12 protein-coding genes and 1 tRNA gene are annotated in these 19558 nt (G+C 32.2%); 9 read left to right on the forward strand and 4 right to left on the reverse strand.

All coding sequences use genetic code 11. The annotated features are described in order from the left end of the window. The 9 genes from RC62_RS14420 to RC62_RS14475 all read left to right on the forward strand — a co-directional run bounded on the left by RC62_RS14420 (position 1) and on the right by RC62_RS14475 (position 16642). The gene (locus RC62_RS14420; RefSeq protein ID WP_055096350.1) at positions 1 to 3735 is read left to right on the forward strand and encodes an AAA family ATPase; all 3735 of its coding nucleotides are present in this window, start codon (positions 1 to 3) and stop codon (positions 3733 to 3735) included. Between the two features lie 24 nt (positions 3736 to 3759). Continuing rightward, complete coding sequence (locus RC62_RS14425; protein ID WP_055096352.1) at positions 3760 to 5922, forward strand: AAA family ATPase; 2163 nt, start codon at positions 3760 to 3762, stop codon at positions 5920 to 5922. Positions 5923 to 5960: 38 nt separating this feature from the next. Next, positions 5961 to 7958: an ATP-dependent nuclease gene (locus tag RC62_RS14430; protein ID WP_055096355.1), complete on the forward strand. Its 1998-nt coding sequence runs from the start codon at positions 5961 to 5963 to the stop codon at positions 7956 to 7958. Then, a complete protein-coding gene (locus RC62_RS14435) occupies positions 7951 to 9798 on the forward strand; it encodes a UvrD-helicase domain-containing protein (RefSeq protein ID WP_055096357.1) in 1848 nt (615 codons plus the stop codon). The genes RC62_RS14430 and RC62_RS14435 overlap by 8 nt, the downstream gene beginning before the upstream one ends. 27 nt (positions 9799 to 9825) lie before the next feature. Further along, positions 9826 to 11151 carry a hypothetical protein gene (locus RC62_RS14440; protein ID WP_055096358.1) on the forward strand — a complete coding sequence of 442 codons (1326 nt, stop codon included), beginning with the start codon at positions 9826 to 9828 and terminating at the stop codon, positions 11149 to 11151. Beyond that, positions 11121 to 11801 (forward strand): condensin complex protein MksE, encoded by a 681-nt coding sequence (locus RC62_RS14445; protein ID WP_055096360.1) that lies wholly within the window; start codon positions 11121 to 11123, stop codon positions 11799 to 11801. The genes RC62_RS14440 and RC62_RS14445 overlap by 31 nt, the downstream gene beginning before the upstream one ends. Beyond that, positions 11794 to 15114 (forward strand): hypothetical protein, encoded by a 3321-nt coding sequence (locus RC62_RS14450; RefSeq protein WP_055096362.1) that lies wholly within the window; start codon positions 11794 to 11796, stop codon positions 15112 to 15114. The genes RC62_RS14445 and RC62_RS14450 overlap by 8 nt, the downstream gene beginning before the upstream one ends. Beyond that, a complete protein-coding gene (locus RC62_RS14455) occupies positions 15107 to 16066 on the forward strand; it encodes a hypothetical protein (protein WP_157472528.1) in 960 nt (319 codons plus the stop codon). The genes RC62_RS14450 and RC62_RS14455 overlap by 8 nt, the downstream gene beginning before the upstream one ends. 502 nt (positions 16067 to 16568) lie before the next feature. Further along, positions 16569 to 16642: transfer RNA gene (locus RC62_RS14475), tRNA-Lys, on the forward strand. Between the two features lie 548 nt (positions 16643 to 17190). Here RC62_RS14475 and RC62_RS14485 read toward each other — a convergent pair. Genes RC62_RS14485 through RC62_RS14500 form a run of 4 tightly spaced genes read right to left on the reverse strand, consistent with a single transcriptional unit; the run spans position 17191 to position 19421 of the window. After that, positions 17191 to 17745, reverse strand: a complete 555-nt coding sequence (locus RC62_RS14485; RefSeq protein ID WP_167343862.1) for a YceI family protein — start codon at positions 17743 to 17745, stop codon at positions 17191 to 17193. Positions 17746 to 17750: 5 nt separating this feature from the next. Further along, positions 17751 to 18146, reverse strand: coding sequence for a c-type cytochrome (locus RC62_RS14490; RefSeq protein ID WP_055096367.1), 396 nt, complete (start codon positions 18144 to 18146; stop codon positions 17751 to 17753). A 20-nt stretch (positions 18147 to 18166) separates the two neighbouring features. Further along, the gene (locus tag RC62_RS14495; RefSeq protein ID WP_055096369.1) at positions 18167 to 19009 is read right to left on the reverse strand and encodes a DUF5777 family beta-barrel protein; all 843 of its coding nucleotides are present in this window, start codon (positions 19007 to 19009) and stop codon (positions 18167 to 18169) included. Between the two features lie 7 nt (positions 19010 to 19016). Next, the gene (locus tag RC62_RS14500; RefSeq protein ID WP_055096371.1) at positions 19017 to 19421 is read right to left on the reverse strand and encodes an OB-fold protein; all 405 of its coding nucleotides are present in this window, start codon (positions 19419 to 19421) and stop codon (positions 19017 to 19019) included. Positions 19422 to 19558 lie beyond the last annotated feature (137 nt).

A 19558-nucleotide genomic window follows, 5' to 3' on the forward strand; every position in this document is an offset into this window, starting at 1 on the left:
ATGAAAATATTAGCTATTCGAATAAAAAATCTAGCTTCTTTAGAAGGTAATACAGAGATCGATTTTACAACCGAACCATTGTGTTCTGCAGGAATTTTTGCTATCACTGGAGCTACGGGAGCAGGAAAATCAACTATATTAGATGCAATATGTCTTGCTTTATATGGAAAAACACCCCGCTACCTACAGGCAAAAGAAATAGGAATTGAAATTCATGATGTCCAAGGAAGCAAATTGAACCAAAGTGATGTTCGGGGTATTTTAAGAGACGGAACTTCTGAGGGTTTTGCTGAAGTAGATTTTAGAGGTATTGATGAGCAAAATTATCGTGTTATTTGGAGTGTAAGACGTGCTCGAAATAAGGCCGAGGGTAGTATGCAGTCAGATTCTATAACATTGACAAATATCAGCTCGAATACTGTCATTCCAGGTAAAAAGCAAGAGACTTTGAATGAGATTACACGTTTGGTAGGCTTAAATTTTGAACAATTTACCCGATCAGTATTGCTGGCACAAGGTGATTTTACTGCCTTTATGAAAGCTAATAAAGATGAAAAATCTTCTTTACTCGAAAAACTCACAGGAACCCATATCTATTCTGAAATTTCAAAAAAAATATTTGAAAAATATAAAGTGGAAGAACAGCAACTTCGGGATCTTAATTTGCGAAAAGAGGGTGTTATTATTCTAACTGACGAAGAACAAAAGAGTTTAGTGGAGGAACAAAGCATTTTGGAGATTCAAATTAAAAGTTTAGAAAAAGAGATAGAAATTCTGGCAACAGAAATTGTATGGCAGGAACAGCTTTTCCAGTTACAAACCAATTATCAGAATGCTCAAACTACATTACAAACTGCAAATGAAGAAAAAATAAATACTTTTCCACGCAGACAAAAATTGCTTGTTACTGAGGCGATTCAACAAACTAGGAGCTGGGTAGATGCCTTGAAACACTCACAAAATCAACATGAAGTAAAAACAGCTAACTTAATTACTTTAAAGGAGACTATAAAATCACTTGAAGAAAAAAAAGAAAAGTTGAATGATGAAATTTTAGCTTCGGCCACTGCATTGACTGCAAATAATAAAACTTTGAATGATGCGCTGCCAATTTTAGAACAAGCCAAAAAACTGGATGCGATAATTGCTGAAAAAAGTGAACAACTGCAAAAAGCAAAACAAGATGTAGATGATGCTACAGCAGCTATAAATCAACATCAAAAGGTTCTCACGGATAAACAAACTGCGTTTTCTGGGGTTTCTGCTCATATTAATGTCATAACGGGTTGGAAGAATGAAAATAAGGAGAGTAGACCAATTGCTGAAAATAAAGAAATTATTTTGTCCAAATTGCAAGATGCTCAAAAGCTATTAGAAATTTTTCAATCTTCGACTACAGTACTGAATCAATTGCAAGATCAGATCAAGATCGATGAAACTAAAAAAAATGAAGTCGAATCTAATTTGGAAAAAAAAGCTTTCGAATGGGAAAATTTAACCAAAATCTATGCTGTTAAAGCCAAAGAATTGCTGTTAATTCCTATTGAAACCATACAGTTGGATAAGATTGCGATAGATAATACTGTTGAAAATACTATAACAGCACAAGCTCATTGGTCATTGTTTTATGATGCTTTAACTAACTTAGATATTTTAAAAAATAAACAAATTAAAGATCAGTCTGATTATCCGATAAATCAGCAAACCTTACAAGAACTTTCTCAGCAATTAATAGTGGAAAATGCGGAAAAAGAAACCGCATCTCAACTATTGCAGCAAGCTATTCTGGCATCCGCCGAAAATGTAGAATCGCTTAGAAATGGATTGATTGATGACGAACCTTGTCCAGTATGTGGTAGTAAAACTCACCCTTATGCCGAACATAATCCTCATTTGGAAAATGTATTGAAGGTGTTAACAGCTGCTTATGATGAAAAGGAGCGTATTTACTTAAACAGTTTCGGAAAACATAATGCTTTGGAACAAGCATTTCAAATCTTGCGTCAAACTATTCAGAATCAGGAAGAAGAGATTAAGACAAAATTATCGGACCTGGAAAAGAACAAGCAGGTCTGGGAACAATTTGATATTGCTAAAGAAGCTTTCTCACTTTCAGATGAAAAAAAGGCCGAATGGATTGAAGGAAAGTTAAAAGAACTTAAAAAAAAACAAGCTGATTTGCTTTCAAAAATACAAGTTCATGCCAGCCAAAAGCAACAACTGGAGGTAGATAAAAATAAAAACGATACTTTAAAAGAAATTGTTGAAACACTTGGTAATGAAGTTAAAGATCTGAAGAGCAAACTATCAGTATATCAGGAACAACTAAGCAGCAAAACTAGAGAACGTGACAAAGCAACTTCCGATCTTGTTTTAGTAGAAGATTTACTTTCACCATACTTCAAAAGCTCAAACTGGATGGATAAATGGAAAGCTGCACCAATTGATTTTACTAATGATATTTCGAGTTTTTCACAAACCTGGAAACAATACACCGAAGAACTGGAGCAATACATTGGTCAAAAAAGTGTACTTGAAGCAACTTTGAAAGAACTGGAAAGTCAATCTCAAAATCTCACAGCAGAGTTTACTAAAAAGACCGCAACGTATACTGCACAGTATCAAAGCTATCAGGTTATTACTCAAGATCGTGCTAATATTTTTGGTGGAAGACCTGCAGAGCAATTGGAATTAGAGTTGAAAAAATCTGTAGAAAAGGCACAACAAAAGTTGGATCAGTTTAGAGAAATGCTGCAACAGCTGAGTATTGATTTAACAAAAGCCAATACCCAAAAAGAAGAATTAGAAAATACGATAAATACATTGCAGATTGATGCAACAGCAACAGCACAAAAAATAGAAAACTGGCTTAGTGATTACAATCACAAGAACGATCAATTGCTAAGTACAGAAAAACTTTATGAGCTGCTAGCATTACAAAACAGTTGGATAGAAGCCGAACGCAATGCATTGCAATTCATTGAGGAAGAAGTAACGAAAGCAACTTCTATCCTCGATGAAAGGAAACAATTATTAGATGTTCATCAACAAACGGCATTATCAGAGCGCTCATTAGATGAATTGAATGAGTTGATTGCTATTAAAAAACCTGAGGCTGAACAACAAAAGCAGAAAAAGGGCGAGATTGGTTTTAAATTACAACAAAATGAAACCAACAAAAACCAGATAAGCGCTTTACTCACAAACATTGGGCAAAAAGCTGATATAACAGAAAACTGGAGTAAATTAAACGAAATTATAGGTTCTGCTGATGGTAAAAAATTCAGACAGATTGCACAAGAATATACACTTGACGTTCTGCTGGGCTATGCCAATATTCATTTGCAGGAACTCACGAGCAGATATAAAATTGAACGTATTCCAACTACTCTTGGTTTGCAAGTAGTAGATCATGACATGGGAGATGAGGTACGTACAGTTTATTCACTTTCTGGTGGAGAATCTTTCTTGGTATCACTTGCTCTTGCGTTAGGTCTCGCTTCGTTATCCTCAAGCCGTATGAAAGTAGAATCTCTATTTATCGATGAAGGTTTTGGTTCATTAGATCCTACTACGCTCAATATCGCGATGGATGCTCTAGAACGATTACACAATCAAGGGCGTAAGGTTGGCGTGATTTCCCACGTTCAAGAAATGACGGAAAGAATTCCTGTACAGATTAAAGTGAGTAAACAGCAGAATGGGAAGAGTATCGTAGAAGTTGACAATTTATAACTTATTTATAGAAAATTTAATAGTATGTATGTATCAAGTGTAAAGATTAAGAATTACAGGGGTATAAAATCTGATGAACTAGATGCTTCACTTTTCATTTGTATTATTGGTGAGAATAACGCTGGAAAATCAACAATATTATTAGCAACAAGTCTGTTCTTTTCAGGTAGCAGTTTAAGCAAATTTGATTTTTTCAATGAAGAAGAAGCTATTGAAATTGAACTCACTTTTTCAGATGTAAAAGAGGGAGACATAAATCGATTATCTCCTGATCACCGTGATAGAATTAAAGAAATAATTATTGATGATAAACTAACATTAACCCGTTACTATTATACAGATGGAAAATCTGAATTACTATGTAGTCGACTTACTCCCAAAGAGGGAAAATACGCGAAAAATGTCATTGGAGAATTAATGAAGGGGAAAAGAGGTAAAGATATTTCAGTAGCAGTTATAGAGATACTTTCTGAGCATAAAGACAAATTTGATGGGCTAACTACACAAAAAGATGTTTTTGCAAAACTTGATGAAATTATAGATGAATTACCTGTTGAACAAAAAGAAATGAAACTTTCACCTTTGCCTACAGGTATTGAAAACAGTATTAAAATTCTTTTGCCAGAACCTATTTATATTGCTGCAGTTAAGGATCTTAAGGATGATATTAAATCAAAAGAATCAGCAACTTTCGGAAAACTCTTAGGTATCTTAATGAGGTTTCTTGAAAAGTCAGAACATTTTGAAAGGATAACTGATTCATTTGATGATTTGCATAGATTGCTAAACGTAGTTAGAGAAGCCGAACAGATTACTGACAATAGAATTGAAAAATTACAAGATATAGAGAAACAAATTGGTTCATTCCTCTCAGAAAATTTTCCAAAATCAAAAATAGAAATTGAAATACCTAAACCAGAGTTAAAACAAGTATTTACTAATGCTAGATTACTAATTGATGACGGTGTAAGGGATATTATTGAAACAAAGGGAGATGGTATTAAAAGAGCTGTAACTTTTGCATTACTAAGAACATTTGTTGAGCAATATAAAGAACAACGAAAAGAGGCTGCGGCTTTGAAAAAAGTCGATGTAGAAGAAAATCAAGAGGTTGCAGAAGTTGCCGTCGAAGTAAGTGAGCAACCATATCTTTTTCTATTTGAAGAGCCTGAATTATACCTGCATCCGAGTGCGCAAAAAATATTATTTGCAGCATTAGAGAAACTAACCGAGGTAAATAATCAGGTTTTCGTTACTACACATTCACCCATGTTTTTTTCACCGAATTCCACTGGAACTTTTGTTAAGGTAGTAAAAGAATATCCAGATGCAGGAAAGCCATATGGCAAGTTCTTAACGGTCAATCTTCTAAAAGAGATGGCTGCAAAAGACGCATTTCAGATTATATGCTATGAAAACAACACAGCTGCCTTTTTCTCAAGCAAAGTACTTTTGGTCGAAGGCGATTCAGATATAATTTATCTGAAGGAGACAGCTAAACTCCTAAATCCAGAATGGGATTTTGATGCTCATAACATTCCAATCATTTCAATAAATGGAAAATCTAATGTTAAAAGATTTACTGATTTCTATGGGTTTTTTCAAATAGAATGCTTCTGTATCGTCGATTCAGATGCTTTGATTGATGGTTTTGAAAAATTTACGGTCTCAGAAGAGTTAAAAAAACAAAGAGAACAGTTGTTGGGTGTACTTGATAAAATAGCTGATGAACAAGGCATACAGGCAGATTTACCTGGAAGTAAAATAAAAGAATTAGTAAGAAGATACTCTTGGAAGGAACGATATAATAAGCTAAAAGAACTAGGTCTAAAAATAAAAGATGGTAAAGCATTAACTGAAGAAGAAACGTTTGAAATTGATTTTTTATTCATAGAAGAGGAAAATAATTTGAGACGAAGAGTATTTACAGATAAGACTATAGAAATTCCCGAGAAATATTCTCTGTTAGCAGCATTAAGATCCATTGATATTTTTATCCTTTCTCACGGAGCTATAGAAAGCTACTATCCCGAAGGCGTTACGGGCGACGATAAGCCAACCAAAGCACTGAATGCTGTGGGAATCCTCGGAGGGCATGAGGATTGTAGACAGCATTTACCAACAATCAAAATTGATGAACTGGAGGTATGCGAATTAGAAATAATCTTTGAAAAAATATTTTCCTGAATTAAGTCAATCTACCTAAAAACAAATATAAAATAAAAATGGCACAGCATAAAAACCCATACATATCTAGAGTTCAAATAAAAAACTTCCGAAATTTTCTGAATGTTGATGTAGAATTAGATCATAAACAGGTAATCATAGGCGAAAATAATGTTGGAAAAACCAATTTTTTAAGAGCTATACAACTCATTTTGGACAAAGACTACTCTGATTCAGATAGACAATTAACCCCCGAAGATTTCCACGATAGTATTGATAAACCAATGGAAAATGGGGAAGAAATTGAGATTAATTTGGAGATAAAAGGCTATGAGCATAACAGTAAACTTAAAGCACAATTTGTTGATGCTGTCATATCAGCAGATCCTCCAACATTACGATTTACTTACAAGTTTGTAGCTAACAGAGATGAGTTCGGAAAGATAATCAATTATAAATATATAATTTTTAAAGGTAGTAGTGAAGATAACAGATTCACGAATGAAGATCGAAGTTACATTAACATTTATGTTATAAAAGCATTGAGAGATGTTGAAAGAGAACTTAAATCAAATAAGAATTCTCCTTTATATAAACTGGTTAAACAATACGAAGTATCTACACAGGATTTGGAAGAAATATCTGAGGCTCTGAAAGAAGCCGCAGAAGGAATTCTAGAATTGGATGAAATTGTTCATATTAAAGAGATTCTTTCCAATCGCTTTGCCTCTTTATCAGGAATTCAAACGGACCATAAAATAACATTAAGGACTTTTGATATTGATACTGAAAGACTACTCTATACATTGCAGGTCTATATGGGATTAAAGGAAAGGCCTGTATCCGAATTAAGTTTAGGACTAGCTAATATTCTATACATCTCTTTGATGCTCATTTTATTAAAAGACAAAACAATTTTGCCTATAATAAAGGCTGAACAATTTGAGTTGCTACTAACTGAGGATGAAAAAGGAATACTGTCAAAATTATATGAATTAAGCGATAAAGGAAATCATGTCCTAAAAAAAGAAATAGAAGAGAGTGATATAGAATCTTTGTACGATTTCATGGATGAACATAACTATAGGCACCAAGCATTTACAATTTTAGCAGTAGAAGAGCCAGAAGCACATTTGCATCCTACATTACAACGATTGATTTATCGAGAAGTTCTTCATAGTAGTAATACATCGGTAATATTTACTTCACATTCAACCTATATCACATCCGTAACTCCACTCAATTATATTGTGCATATTCGAAAGATAGACGACAGCAGTAAAGTTTTCTCCACAGTCAACTTATCATTATCGCGTAAAGAGAAAAAAGATATTGAACGTTATATTGATGCTAAACGAGGGGAGATTTATTTTGGTAAAGGAATTATTCTGGCAGAAGGCATAACAGAAGAATATTTTATTTCTGCTGCTGCAGAGTTGATAGAAAAAAACTTAGATAATTTCGGAATTGTAGTTTGTAATATTGATTCCACGAATTTTAAGCCTTATATTCAATTGCTAGAAGCTCTTTATATTCCTTGGGTATTATTTACTGATGGTGATTATTATGAGGTTGAAGAATATGTTGATGAAAAAGGTAATTATAAGACCAAGCGAATTTACCATATAATGGATAAAAATACAGGTCGAGAATTTGGATACAAAGGGAATGAAAATGTTTTAAAAATTCTTTCTACACTTGGAATCATAGCAGAAGATGACGAATTGGATGAAGACGAAATTAGAGCTAAAGGATGTTTTATAGGGGAATATACTCTTGAAGTTGATATGATGAATGATGCAGATGATACTGGAATTGAAATACTCAAAAAAGTTTACAAGGAGTTGAAATCAGGAGGAGATGAAATGCAGGAGAATTTTGAAGAAGCTATCGATGCAGAAGATTATTGGTTAGCACTTAAAAAAATTGAGGGTAATATTAGTAAGGGACGCTTTGCGCAACGTCTTGCTGATAACTTAACTACTGAACTAGTTCCTAGTTATATTATTGAAGGTATTGAAGCAATAGTTGAAAAAGTTAAAGATTCCTATGAATAATTTATTTTTTGAAGATTTAGAACTAATAAAAAAAGATGATAAGCAATATGAAGCTTATCAATCAATGAGCAACTCCGTAATTATTGCGGGTCCCGGTAGTGGTAAAACACGGGTATTAACCCTAAAGGCAGTAACTCTTGCAAAGAGTCACATTCATAAGCCTTGTGGACTAGCATGTATCAGTTACAGTAGAGAATCTGTTAGAGAACTTAAAAAACGATTAAAGAGTTATGGTTACACCGCAAGCAACAAAGATTTTATAGGAACAGTTCACAGTTTTAGTTTATTACATGTAATTCAACCTTTTGCACATTTATATCCTGAATACAATGTAATATATCCTATCAAAATCCTTCCTAATGATATAGAAAATAAACTTTATCATTCTACACTTAAGGATTTAAGCATTGAAGATCCATATAAATTATCTCTGTCTGATATCAATAAGCATAGATCTCTTTCCCTACAAGGACGCAGTTTAGTCAATATGGAGTCGTCCGAGTTAATTATAAAGGCTGCTAAAATTTATGAAGCAAAAATTAGTGAAACTGAATACATTGATTTTACCAATATTATCAATCTTTCTGCTAAAATAATAAATGAACAAGAATATGTCCGAGAAACTTTAAGAAGTCAATTCCCTTGGTTATTAGTAGACGAGTATCAAGATTTAGGAAAAGCACTTCACGAAATGGTTCTCGAATTAGTATTTTACGCAGGAATAAAACTATATGCAGTTGGAGATACGAATCAGTCGATTTATGGATTTAATGGAGGTTACCCAGATTTTTTATTAGAGCTTACCGATAATGACAACCTAAAGACAATTGAACTTGTGTCTAATTATAGAAGTTCTCAACACATTATCGATGCTTCGATTGAAGCTCTTAAACCCGTTCCCCCTTATCCAAAATATGTGGCTGGTAAGAGAAAAGATGATATTGCAGATTTCACCTTTATTAGTTGCGATAATGGAATGGAACCTCAATATGAGGTTATCGCAAAAAAAATAATTCCTAATTTGTTAGCTAGGGAAATTGCTTTAAATGAGATTGGAATTATAGCCAGCTCTAATTCGCAAATTCAGCACATGGCTATTTTCATGAAACAAGAAGAAATACCTTCTTTTATTGTCAAATGGAGCTTTGAAAATAGTGCAGTTGTTGTATGGTTACAAGATTGCGCGCAATGGTGCATAGACAAAGAAACGCAATCATTTGAGAAATTATTTATTTTTTGGAGAAATTTAATAAATATCCATAATGATTCAAGAAAAAACAATGTCGATATTTATCTAAAAACTATATTTCATAAAGTACTTACCAATAGCTTAGAAAGTAATGATTGTTATGAATGGTTACGTCATATTACAGATGAATTGAAACTTAGGGATACACTTATAAACTCAGAAATTTATCCTAATGAAATTGATAATTTAGATAAATTATTAAGTGAAGCAAAACTGCGTAATCTAAAAGATTCAAAAATTAAAAGATTTGCAAATCTTGGATCGCCCGAAAATGAAGTAACTATTACTACTAGGCATAGCTCAAAAGGTCTTGAGTTTGAAGTTGTAATTTTGTTAGGAATGGAAGAAGGAAATTTTCCGTATTATTTAAATTTAAATGATGAGATTGCACTGAGTGAGGATCAAAGACTTTGTTACGTATGTATCAGTCGAGCAAAGAAAGCATGTATTCTTTTAAGGTCAGAATCGTTTACAAAACAAACAAGATGGGGAGAAAAAACATTTTCGTACCCTCCCTCACGATTTTGGGTTAGCTTACACGAAAAATTTGGAAATGATCAAAATACTTTCACCCAGAATAATTATGAATAATCATATTTATACTTATCGAAGAAGCAGATGAAAGAAATAGATTTATATTCTGAAGCGAAGCCACGCTATTATCAGCTCATCCCCAATAAAGAAGATGGATTGATCATTCTTGCATTATACCAAAAATACCAAAAGCAGGAATTTACGGAAGACCAGATCATACAAATCATAAATAAAGTTCTAACTGATTTAGGAGGTTCACAAAGAGAAGAAAATAATAGAAACAATACAATTATTCTACGTCTACAAGAATTCTTTCTTTGGAGAGATAGGAAAAGAAAAGTGTATGGATTTAAAAACTATGGAGAAGAATTTTGTCAGAAAGTATTCAAACGTCTCTCAGAAAGCTATCATCCTGCAAAAATAGAACGTTTATTCAAGCATTTACTAGATACTTTAAGAACAAGTCTTGAAAAAAATCCTGCTGAGATCTTGTTTTGGATAGACGATCATTTCAATCATAGAAGCAATGAACTTGCCTTGCAAATTGAAATATTGGATCAGCAAGTGAGCGAATCTGTTGATGAATTTCGTTTCCAGATCAAACAACCTCAAGCAAATATTATTCAAGTAATTGATACCATCAGTGCAGGATTAGACCAAATTAAACAGCATACTCACGAATTGACTAAGGGCTTTCAAATCACTTATGATATAGATGATATCTTACAGGACATGCTTAAAAATCAAGAAAATTTTGAACTTCTGGATAGTATTAATTATATATTAGATTACAACCAAAAAGTGCGGAATCATTTAGATCAAGTAAGCGTACGTATAGACAAAATAAAGCCACGCATTCGTGAATTTATTTTTGAATTCAATCAAAGAGAACTTGATAGAAAAACTGACAAGTTTCTTCATTATTTATTAGACAATACTTCTTATCTGCGTCAAGAGAATCAGCCAAAGAGACTTGTATTCCCTGATGAAATTGAATCATTTAGTGTTAGGCTCCCAGAATCTGTCCCTCGATTTTATATTTTCACAGAGAGAGATTTTGTTACTAAATCACCTTTACCACCTGTTGTTAGATTAATAGATCAAGAAAGAAGAAGGGTTACGATGATAAAAAATATTGAAAAACTTGAATTTAAGAAAAAAGTACAATCTTGGGTAAAAAAAGCTATAGACCAAATTGAGCAAGACGGAAAACTCGATTTTTCTCCATTTTTTTTTAGAATTCTTAGTGATGAAAAGAATGATCTTAATATAGCTGTAAAAACTGCTCATAAATTGATAAAACAGTGTAATAGCTGTCAATATGAAATAACTGTCGATCAAAACGAATATTGTAATACAAATTATGCAAATCTTTCACTATGGAATATGACGATACTGAAAAGGACCTAAATTTACGCTATGCGTTTATGTTAGATAAAGTAGCTAAAAATACATTTGCTAAACTTGATTATTTGTTGAAATCAGGAATGCATATACAGAGAAATTTTCCCAAACCAGTTTCGCTTTATGCCTTTTTAGATAAATATTTTGTTAGTTTGCAAGCCTACTATGATGACTTTTTTGATATGTTGCTCAAAAAAGAAGGAGAAGAATGGAATACCTATTTTTATATTGATTTTCATGAAGGTTCTAGAGGTAAAATTCCAACGGATAATCAGTATCGAAAATACCTTAAATCAGAATATATTCTGATTGGATTGATTTTTTTTAAGATTTACAAAGTTGATGGAAATATTGAATTAGCTAAAATATCGGATTTTATCAATTTACTGTATCAAGAATACGATGAATTACTCAATAAAATGCAACGTATTGTATCATCTATTGAAAGTGATGCTGATTCTGATATGAACGAAGAAAAGTTAAGGACTCTGGTCTATAAAGCATTTACAGAATTTGAACAACTTGGCTGGATAGCAAGAGATGTTAATGATAATGATTTTTTTATTTATCAACCTTCATTTGAAAGATTACGAAAAATCTATTATCCGCAAATCGAAGCGATTGACAATATTATAAAACGAAAAAATCATGGCTAATTTCCAACCAAAAATTTATAGTTTATCGACACTTAATGTAAGACAGCACTTTAATTGTGATTATAAATTTAACGATTTCAGGACAGACTTTAGTGGTGAAAGTGGAAGTGGTAAAAGTTTGATTGCTGACTTTATTCAATTACTTTTAGTTGGTTCAAAAGTTTTTAAATCAGGAACAGAAGGTATAAAACAAAGGGATACAAGTGGACTGGCACTTAAAAATCAAGATGGGAAATATGGTCGAGGTTATATTTTTATCAATGTTGAGGTGCAGCCAAAAAGATATATTGTTTTGGGAGGTTACTTGGAAACTACTAGTAGTCAAATGCATTTTTTTATTATTCAATCTGGTTATGATTTTGAAGAAGCGTTATCCGCGATGGACAAACCCATTTTTTATAGGGATTTATTAGTTGATGGAAAGATAGAAACATTACAAAACTTGGAAAAAATTCCTTTAGATACAGGGTATCTTAAAGGTGTAAGCAATAAAAAGTATCATCAATTACTTTTTAATAATGGTTTACTAGCAGTAGATCTTAGTCAAAATATACAAAGTCTGAAAAGTTATGCAGCAATTATTCGTTCATTTTCAAGAGGAAAAGGTTTTTTTACTGATTCAGATGCTCTAAAAAAATTTCTTTTTGGAGATGATGATCAAAAACGACTTTTTGATAAATACCAAGATGATGTACAAAATATTAATTTAGATCAACAACAACATCAACGTTTGTTGGAAGAAATTGCTACGATCAAAGATAAAGAGCTAAAAATTGAACATGTACTTCGTGATTTCGAAAATTTTAAGCAATCAAAAATGAAGTTCAGTTTGGAAAACGCAAGTTTTTGGTTTAAACAAAATCATATTAAATTTAAAGAATTTCAAAAATCAAATCAAGAGCATCAAGCAATTAATATCAAAAGACTTTTGATCAAAAGAAAATTGGCTAATGTGAAACTTGCGGATATTAAAAATCACAATCAGACAGTAATTCATTTAAAAAATGAGATTAGAAATGCTGAAATGCAAAAGGAAAAACTCATATCTGATTTGGATCGAGCAAAGAAATTACTTGATGAAAGCACAAAATATAAAGATATTGTAGAAAAGGTTAACAATTGGTTCACTAATAATAGAGCCGATTTAGACGCCATTCGACAATGGCATTTAGCAGAACGCTCTAAAATAAATGATGTAGAAGCTCTCAAGACATTTGAGAATTTCCTTAGAGATAATAATTTACAAAAAGATTTAGAAAAATCAGATTGGTTTAATGATTATTCAAAAGCTGGAAAATTAAGCAATAAAAAGCTAACCGACCTTGAACTATCTATTGAAAAGTTAGAGGTACAGCTTGTCTTTTCTGATCTTGACAATCCGGCATCATTAGCTAATTGGGCAATAGAATATTTATCATTACCCTTGAGTCTTGAACAAGAGAGTTTACTTATTCATTTTCAATCATTATCGAGAATAGCTCCGGTGCCACCAACAGGAAGATTTCTTCCTTTTCCAGAAAAACTATTTAAAAAGGCAATTACGACAGAAGTGGACAGTGGAGGATTTTGGCTCGAGTTAAATGGTATTTATGAGTTTATAATGGCTTGTGAAAAACAATATTTGAATGTGGCACTTGATCAAATCAAATTAAATAAAGAGCCTTTGGATGTCATAAGACAACAACTTAAAGAATTAAAAGAAAAACATATTAATTTAAAAAAATTAAAAGAAAAGTTAGAAACCTATCCTGCATTGGAAAAAATGCTTTTTTTGTATAAGTCAAATCAAGATGAAATATTTACAGAGATAGATGAGATTGCAGAATTAACTTCTACAGAACTGGAAAAGTATATCTCTATTTTCGAAAACTCTGAAAAGAACTTAAAAAATTATGTAAGTAGTAAAGAGTCTTATGATATTGCTTATGAGAATTTTACAAGTAGTAGGCAGATTGATAAAGCTAACCAAGAAAAGATTACTGAAATCGAAAACAATATGAGAAAACAATATGGTTCGATCGATTTCGAAAAATTGAAAAAGGATGAAAGTGATCACATTTTGACTCTTGAAGTTCAGTTAGAAAATCTTGTATCTGAAAAAAATATAACGTCGGAAAAAATCCAAAACTTAGAAGAAGAGCTTTTTAATATTATTCCATCATTCAGCAAGCTTTATCAAATGGCTAATGATGTAGAAGTTGAACATAATGAAGCTAAAGTTCATTTTGAAAAATGCCAAGAACAATATAGTTTAAGTATAATCAATTTGAATGAAGCAAGAACAATGTTTATGGTTGAGTATAATCGTGATTTCAATTTTGCTGAAGATTTGATTGAAATAGAATATCTTCCTAAAGAAAACGTGATTAATGAATCCCGAAGTAAATTTGAAGCTTCATATGAGTGGGCCTCTAGTGGAATAGAAGACAAAATTATTTTGAAAGATTATTCAGTTGGTATTCTTGCTCATAAGTTGTTACCAACTGTTTTTCCTACGCAACAAATTCAAGAGGATCTCATAGGAGAACAAATCGAAAAAAGACTAACAGAACTGACAAACGATTTACAACATATAGGATCGAGAAAAATAGAAATTCTTCATAATGTATTTAATGAAGTACAAAAAATCTACAATGATTATTTGACAAACGTCCAAAGAATAACTAAATATTTGGCTAATAATCAAATCACAGGAGGTAATCACGCAACTTTGCAACATAAACCATCGCCGGGATATCCTGATGATTGGATGAAAATTTTCAGGAAACGTCTAACTAATGAAATGCAAGATGTTGGAATATTTGCATCTTCGGGTAATGGCAGCAAACAAGATATTGATGAGATAATGATTAATGTTTTTAGAGAGGCAAATGGAACTAGAGAAGCTAAAGTCCAAGATCTACTAAATCCTCTTTCATATTTTGATCTATTATTTGATATTAAATTAGAAGATGGGCAAAGTAATTCAGGAAGTAATGGACAAACATATACTGCAAATGCCCTATTATGTCTTGCTAGATTATCCCTTATTGAAGATAAAGATCACTCAGGAATACGAATTATGCCTATAGATGAAGCAGAGGGCTTAGGAAGCAACTATGAAATGTTGCATAAATTAGCCAAGAAGGAAAATTATCAAATTGTAAGCATGTCTATTGAAACTGCCGGAGATATCAATGATGATGGACAATATATTTACATCATGCAAGATAACAAAGATGCTACTGGCTTAACGTACGTTCCTCCTTTAGGTATATTTCATAATAGTCAATTAACAGAAAATATAGATGAAATTTTTGAAGAAATTGAATAGCAAGGATCTCACATGGCCAGTACTAAAAGCCCTGAATGATCTTTATGAAAAAAAGAAAACTGGTGCTAAAATCCAAGAGAATGATTTCATAAGATATCTAATGATGCAAACAGATTTAATTGCTCAAAAAAAGGGCAATAATAAAATATTGATAGCACAAGATGGTTATGAAGAGTATTATGAAGATCATTTTTATGCCGCCTATAAATATTATTATGATTTTCTTAATCTAATGAACATTCGCCCAGATGGTGGCAAAAATTTCACAGAAGAAGATATTCGTACGTTGATTTTGATTTACGAAAGTAGAAATGAATTGAAGGATAAGCTGTCAAATATTGAAGATTTTTCTGCAAAAATTTTCGATTATGCAGGCTCTAAATATTTAAAACATAAGGATAGTGTTCGCAATGCTGTATTAAAAATTCTTGAAATTGAAGAATTTCCACAATCAAATAAAGATCTGCAGTATAGATTAGTAGTTGACTATATAAATCCTAAAGCAATAATACTCTGCGAGAATAAATCTTTCCTGAAACAACCATGGAATGCTAACGAACTTGAAGTTAAATTGTGGTATGTAGGAGGGAACAATATTTCTATAGTAGATGATATTGATGAGATGGAATTAATTTACCCAATTTATTACAGTTGTGATTGGGATTTTGATGGATTAAAAATTTATCAAAGAATAAGCAACAAATTAAAAAAAAGAGGAGTGGATGTTAAAATTCTTATTCCAACAACACCACACTTATATCTTCCAACAAATTCTTTTAAACATTATAGCAGATGGGATTACAAATTAGATTTTTCAGGACTAGACAGAAAATTGTTTTCTTCTAATGCCCAAGAACTAATTGCTAAACTAGTAAAAGATGATTTGTGGATAGAAGAAGAAAGCAATGTATTAAAGGAAATGTATTTTCATAATTTAAATGACATTTGTTAGAGATAACTCACTTAAAATCTTTAAATCTTCAAGTAAAAGGTTCGTATTCGCTCCTTCTGGGATCACAAAAAGCCACTCATATCGAGTGGCTTTTTTGTTTTGTATTAAATTGTTTTTAGTAGCGTAGCTCAGTTGGATAGAGCATCCCGATTTTTAATCGGGACGATCGAAGGTTCGAATCCTTCTGCGTTCACAAAATGCCACTCATATCGAGTGGCTTTTTTGTTTGTATTAAATTGGTTTTTAGTAGCGTAGCTCAGCTGGATTGAGCATCCCGATTTTTAATCGGGACGATCGAAGGTTCGAATCCTTCTGCGTTCACGAAAAGCCACTCATATAGAGTGGCTTTTTTGTTTTGTATTAAATTGTTTTTAGTAGCGTAGCTCAGTTGGATAGAGCATCCCGATTTTTAATCGGGACGGTCGAAGGTTCGAATCCTTCTGTGTTCACGAAAAGCCACTCAAATCGAGTGGCTTTTTTGTTTGTATTAAATTGTTTTTAGTAGCGTAGCTCAGTTGGATAGAGCATCCCGATTTTTAATCGGGACGGTCGAAGGTTCGAATCCTTCTGTGTTATATTTCGATTAAAATGTTGTAGAATTCGTTTAGGTGACGCTATGACTACTTTGCGAATAGGATCAAACCATTCTAATTCTTTTGTAACTTCAGCACAGCATTCATTTTTTGAGTTGAAAAAACAGCTTTTAATACTGATTTTATCATCTATATAACAATGTTTCATCTCAACAAAAAAAGACTCTGTAAACATTAGATTTTTGTAATTAACGACTACATGATTTCCTTCTTGTAAACCAAGATTTAATGAGTTGAGTTTTTCTTTTGAAAATCCGTTATAGAACAAAAAATGATATAATAGTCGAAGTGTATAGGAAATATAGGCCGTATTTTCCATCACCATAAAATCATTTACATCTTCTCCGGTAACAATATAATTTTTGCGGATCATTTTGAATTTATTTAGGATATTAAAAAAAGAGGCCAGTTTAATAAAAAACTGACCTCATAACATTAGTCATGTTTAATGATCTTCCAAATCAAAAAGAGCTATTTAGATAGTAGTAGTGGGTAATTTCTAGTATCTAAATATTGATGTATTGAAAACGATCATTTAATCAATAAAAAATTGTAATTAATTTTTATTTTATCAGCAATTTTTTTTCTAACCAGACTTGGTATTTCTATATCAAAATCTTCCGGTTTTACTTCAAATGAGCCAATAGCATTAACTCCGTTAGCAGCTTTTGAAACTTTTACGGTTACCGTTACAGGTTTTGTTTTTCCGTGAATGGTAAGATCTCCTTTTAATGTAAAATTTTTGGCTGTATTTGTAATTTTAGAAATATCAAAATCTTCTATTTTACCTTTTAAAGTTGCTTTAGAAAACTTTTCAGATTCCATATAATTTTCGTTAAAATGTTCCTCCATTAAAGCAACCTTAAAACGGAAACCTTTTATAAGTACCAAAGCAGCGAAATCTCCTGTTGATTGCTCTAAAACGGCAGACACACTTTTATTTTCTGCAGCGACTTCTTCATACGAAGGCATTGAAGCCTGAAATTTTATACTGCCAGTTTTTGTGATTAATTTTTGAGCAAATCCATCTGTATTTGCGATAATTATCAGCAGTAATGCAAAGAAATTAATAAATGTTTTTTTCATGATAATTAATTTTCTTTTAGTCCGTCAGTATTCCATTTTACAAGGACGTCGATATTTGCCTGAGACATTCTTCCTGCCTGAGGCATTATACCCTGTTGTCCGGTTTGCAATTGAATTCTATTTAATAAACCGGAATTTTCAACTGCAGCTTTTACTTCTGCATACGTAGTCAGAGGTCTGAAACCTGCAGATCTTCCGCTTTGGTGGCAGCCTATACAATTAGCATCAATGATTGCTTTAGCGTTTTTAGTATAGCTAGATGTGACTACTGGCTCCGTTGGTGTTCCTGGTCCAGGAGGTGTGACTGTGTCTGGTGGTGTTTCGATATCCTGATAGGTGTCAGAATCACTGCAACTCGTTAATGCAGCAAGTAAAATTGTAAGTAGGATTGTCTTTTTCATAAATTATTTGATTGTAGTTATTAAAATACTCTGTATAGGTTAAATCCAAAAAAGAAATCTCCTTTTCCCCAGTCACCAGACGCATTAGTAAGATATCCGCTCTCACTCATGGATTGTGAATTGGTAAATATTAGTTGGAAAACGTGTCCGCCTGTTTCTACATCCAGACCTACTGATAAAGGATTTTTGTAAAATTCAGGTTTGTCAAAGTTGTGCATGTACTCTAAATTGACAGATAGTCTTTTCGTTATTTTGTAACGTCCACCTCCTCCAAAAGAAAACTGATTATCTCTTTCTATATCAGGATTGTAGAGGTTTCTATGTACAAATGAAGGGACTAATTCTAAAGATAGTTTTTCATTAACTTTTCTGGATATTAAAAGTTGCTGTACATATGTCATACGGTGCTTGAATTCTAAACCTGGATATTGATCTTTTTCTAAAAAAGTATTAATATCTGCAACACTATACCCAACAATGTCCAGAGGAAAGCTGTTGTCCTGTCTTATCATGCGGTATTTTACTCCGGCTTCATACATTTTATTTAAAGTATGTCTGGAAAGACTTACTGATAACCAATCAGTAACTCCGTAAATACCACCCAGTTTTGTAGTCGCATTATCAAGACCAAAAAAACTATCAAAGCCATCTTTAACAGTGCCAAAACGATGTGAGACCACAAAATAGAACTCTTTTTTTGCGGGCATTTTTGTTGTCTGTAAGGTTACCAGCTGTAAAGCCTTAAAAGTTGCAGTAGAATAACTTTGCTCTACCTGTGTAGAATCAAGATCCTTTAGCAGATCATCCTGCGAATAGGCCATGGTAGCTAAAAGAAAGCAGATTGGGACTAAAAATTTCTTCATAAATTGATTATTTGTTTTGTTTATTAATGGTGCATTGGTCTATTTTAACTTCTTGAAATAGTTCATCATAACCAATACATTTGCCTTTAACCGATACTTTATTATGGATAAGTTTGTTGTTTATTTTTTGAGTGAAAAGACAAAAGACATTATTTTCAATAATGATTACAGAATCTGTTTCTTTTGTTACTATACCTGTTAATTCAATAGTTTTATTGAGATATATGGAATCTGCTTTTACGGGATTTGTGCTATAATCGCTGAGTAATTTTGTTGCTGTTACATTAAAATCCGGTATTTCTGATTCTATATTGCGTGCCTCCTTATAGAGAAATCCGTAATAAAAATAAATCCCTGCCGAAGCCACTATCAATACGACCGCAAGAACAGTTGCTGTTTTTTTTCTTTTCATATTTTATCGTTTAATTTTCGATAGAAAAATCATTTTAATTTTAAATAATGAGTTTTTCTAATGCTTTTTTGATCTTTTGTGAAACACTATAAAAAGTTTCGTCATAGCGGGATTTAAACAAATAGCAAAAACAACTG

Origin of the sequence: Flavobacterium aquidurense (assembly GCF_001404985.1) — a bacterium.
GTDB lineage: Bacteria > Bacteroidota > Bacteroidia > Flavobacteriales > Flavobacteriaceae > Flavobacterium > Flavobacterium aquidurense_B.